This is a genomic window from Micromonospora sp. NPDC003776, from assembly GCF_053605645.1.
Genome location: NZ_JBSGJR010000772.1, coordinates 1 through 2,620, shown reverse-complemented (window position 1 = coordinate 2,620; position 2,620 = coordinate 1). Strand labels below are relative to the sequence as shown.

3 protein-coding genes are annotated in these 2,620 nt (G+C 74.9%); 1 reads left to right on the top strand and 2 read right to left on the bottom strand.

Annotation, left to right across the window (positions count from 1 at the left end):
• Positions 1-96: 96 nt before the first annotated feature.
• Positions 97-687 carry a copper resistance protein CopC gene (locus ACWEVO_RS34690; protein ID WP_452311640.1) on the bottom strand — a complete coding sequence of 197 codons (591 nt, stop codon included), beginning with the start codon at positions 685-687 and terminating at the stop codon, positions 97-99.
• A gap of 224 nt (positions 688-911) precedes the next feature.
• Here ACWEVO_RS34690 and ACWEVO_RS34685 point away from each other — a divergent pair, with 224 nt between their 5' ends.
• Entirely contained in the window at positions 912-1,574 is a 663-nt protein-coding gene (locus ACWEVO_RS34685; protein WP_452311639.1) for a hypothetical protein, read from the top strand.
• A gap of 10 nt (positions 1,575-1,584) precedes the next feature.
• Here ACWEVO_RS34685 and ACWEVO_RS34680 read toward each other — a convergent pair whose 3' ends face one another.
• Positions 1,585-2,511 carry an NADP-dependent oxidoreductase gene (locus ACWEVO_RS34680; RefSeq protein ID WP_452311638.1) on the bottom strand — a complete coding sequence of 309 codons (927 nt, stop codon included), beginning with the start codon at positions 2,509-2,511 and terminating at the stop codon, positions 1,585-1,587.
• Positions 2,512-2,620 lie beyond the last annotated feature (109 nt).

Sequence of the window (2,620 nt, the reverse complement as noted above, 5' to 3'; positions counted from 1 at the left end):
CACTGAGACATCTTTATGTCTCAGTGACATGTCCGTCTCAGGGACCTGTCTGCCCGCTGGGTTTCCGAACGACCGCGCCCCGCCGGGGGCCGTGGTTCAGCTGCCGGCGGCCCGACGGCGCCGCAGCAGCAGCCCGCCCGCCAGCGCGGCGAGCACGACCACCGCTCCGAGCACCCACCACCAGCCCGGTCCGCCGTCGTCGGCGCGCGAGGCGGCCGGTACCGGGCTCGCCGGGGCGCTGGTCGGGGCGACCGAGGTGGCCGGGGTGCTGGTGGGCGAGGCCGGGCCGGCGGCCGGGGCGCCGGTGGTCAGCGTGAAGGTGACCTGGCCCTTGACCGGGTGGCCGTCCGCCGAGCCGACCTGGTACGCGACCGTGTAGACGCCGGCCGGGCCCGGGGTGAACGGCACGCTCACCCGGTTGCCGGCGAAGGTGGGCGGGCCGGACGAGGCCGCCGCCTGGTCCGGGCCGGTGACTGTGATCTTCGTCCTATCGGGGGCCGGCGTGGCCAGGAAGCGCAGCTCGAGGCGTTTCGGCGCGGTCGCCACCCGGGACCCGTCCTTCGGGTCGCTGCCGGTCAACGAGTTGTGCGCGGCGGCCGGGGCGGCCGGCAGCAGCATCGACACCCCGCACGCCGCAGCGAGAACCACCGACCAGGCACGCGCGGCGCGAGCCGTCCGTCCCCCCATGAGCCCCTCCGTCCGGGTACGATCCGGCCGCTGATCAACGGCCGCTCGGTTAGTCGGCCGCAGATCGCAGATAGTTCCAATAACTCTTCCAGCAGCTGCAACCAAGCGACGTTCTGCGGAGTCTTTGAGGTGGGCACCCGATGTTCGGGCCCGGCCACCGCCGTCGGCCGACTCAGCGTGACCTGCAGCGGAAGCCACCCATCGAACGGGGCGAGGAGGCGGCGATGGTCCGGAAGGTGAGGCGGCTGCTGGCAGCCGTGGCGGGTGCGGTGATCGCGACGGCATGCGCGTTCGCCCTGGCCGGCCCGGTGGCCGCCCAGGCGGCGCCCAAGCCCAAGCTCGCACCGGCCGGTGTGGACATCACCGGCGACAAGCTCGAACAACCGCTGCAACTGCGCGCCGACACCCGCCCGGCCGAGGTGAACGCCGTCGTCGACCAGGTGAAGTGGCTGGGCGACACCGGCCAGCAGCGCGGCCCGAAGGCGGACGACCTCGGTCCGAAGTACACGGTCGTGCTGCTCTACGCCGGCACGCCGACCAAGACCTACGACCTCTACCCGCTCGCCAAGGGCGGCCCCCGGGTCTACCGCCCCGCCAAGCAGCCCGACCTGAGCAAGACCCGCGCCGGCTGGTTCTACGGCCGGCTGACCATGTCCGAGGTGCTCCGGTCGGCCGGGGTGCCGCTGGCGCGGCAGTACGACACGATCAGCGGCGGCATCGGCGGCGGCGAGCGGGTCATCCCCGAGGAGGCGCTGGACCCGGTGCGGGACATCGACTCGGCGATGGGCGAGCTGCAGCGGCTGCTGCTGCTCAACGTCGGGGTGATGGTGGTCATCACCGGCGGGCTCGCCGGCATCGCGCTGCTGGTCCGCCGCCGCACCCGCTGAGCCCGGCCGGTCAGACCTCCAGGACCACCTTGCCCCGGACGTGCCCGGCCGCCACCAGGCGCTGCGCCTCGGCGGCCTCGGCCAGCGGGAACGTCCGGGCCACGTGCACGGTCAACCGGCCCGCGTCGACCAGCCCGGCCAGCACGCTCAGGTCGGCGGTGGACGGCTTCACGAAGAGGTAGCTGCCGCCGAGCCGGGTGACGTGCTCCGGGTCGGCGGTGGAGATCAGCCGGGCCGGCCGGGTCAGCAGCTCGGCGGAGACGTCCAGCGCGGCACCGCCGAACAGGTCCAGGGCCACGTCCACCCCGTCGGGCGCGACCGCCCGGATCCGGTCCAGCAGGCCGTCGCCGTAGCTGACCGGCTCGGCCCCGAGCGACCGGACGAAGTCGTGGTTGGCCTCGCTCGCGGTGCCGATCACCCGGCCGGCGCCGAGCGCCCGGGCCAGCTGCAGCGCCAGGTGCCCGACCCCGCCGGACGCGCCGTGCACCAGGACCGTGTCCCCGGCGCCCGTCCGGGCCAGCTGCAGTGCCTGGTACGCGGTCAGCCCGGCCAGCGGCAGGCCGCCGGCCTCCGCCCAGGACGCCTGCACCGGCTTGTCGGCGAGGCAGCGCTCCGGGGCGGGCACCAGCTCGGCGTACGTGCCGTACTGGAGGTGGTCACGCCGGACGTAGCCGATCACCTCGTCGCCGACGGCGAAGCCGGTCACCGCCGGCCCGGCCGCCTCGACCACACCCGCCGCGTCCCAGCCGGGCACCAGCGGGAAGTGACTGGGGATGGCGGTGGCGAGATGGCCCTCGCGGACCTTCCAGTCGACCGGGTTCACCCCGGCCGCCCGGACCCGCACCAGGACGGTGTCCGGCCCGACCGGTGGCGTGGGCAGCTCCCGCAGGGTGAGCCGGTCGGCGGGGCCGTACGCGTCGATCGCGATCGCCTTCACGCTGTCACGCTATCCCCCGCCGGACGGGCGTGGGGTCAGCACCAGCGGCGCGGGGGGCGTTCCCGGCGGATCGTGCGGCTCCGCGGCCGGACCGGGCCGTGCCGGTGCG

What these genes read in the sequence shown, in the direction of transcription:
- ACWEVO_RS34690 (WP_452311640.1), bottom strand. Translation starts at nt 687, where the DNA reads ATGGGGGGACGGACGGCTCGCGCCGCGCGTGCCTGGTCGGTGGTTCTC.
- ACWEVO_RS34685 (WP_452311639.1), top strand. Translation starts at nt 912, where the DNA reads ATGGTCCGGAAGGTGAGGCGGCTGCTGGCAGCCGTGGCGGGTGCGGTG.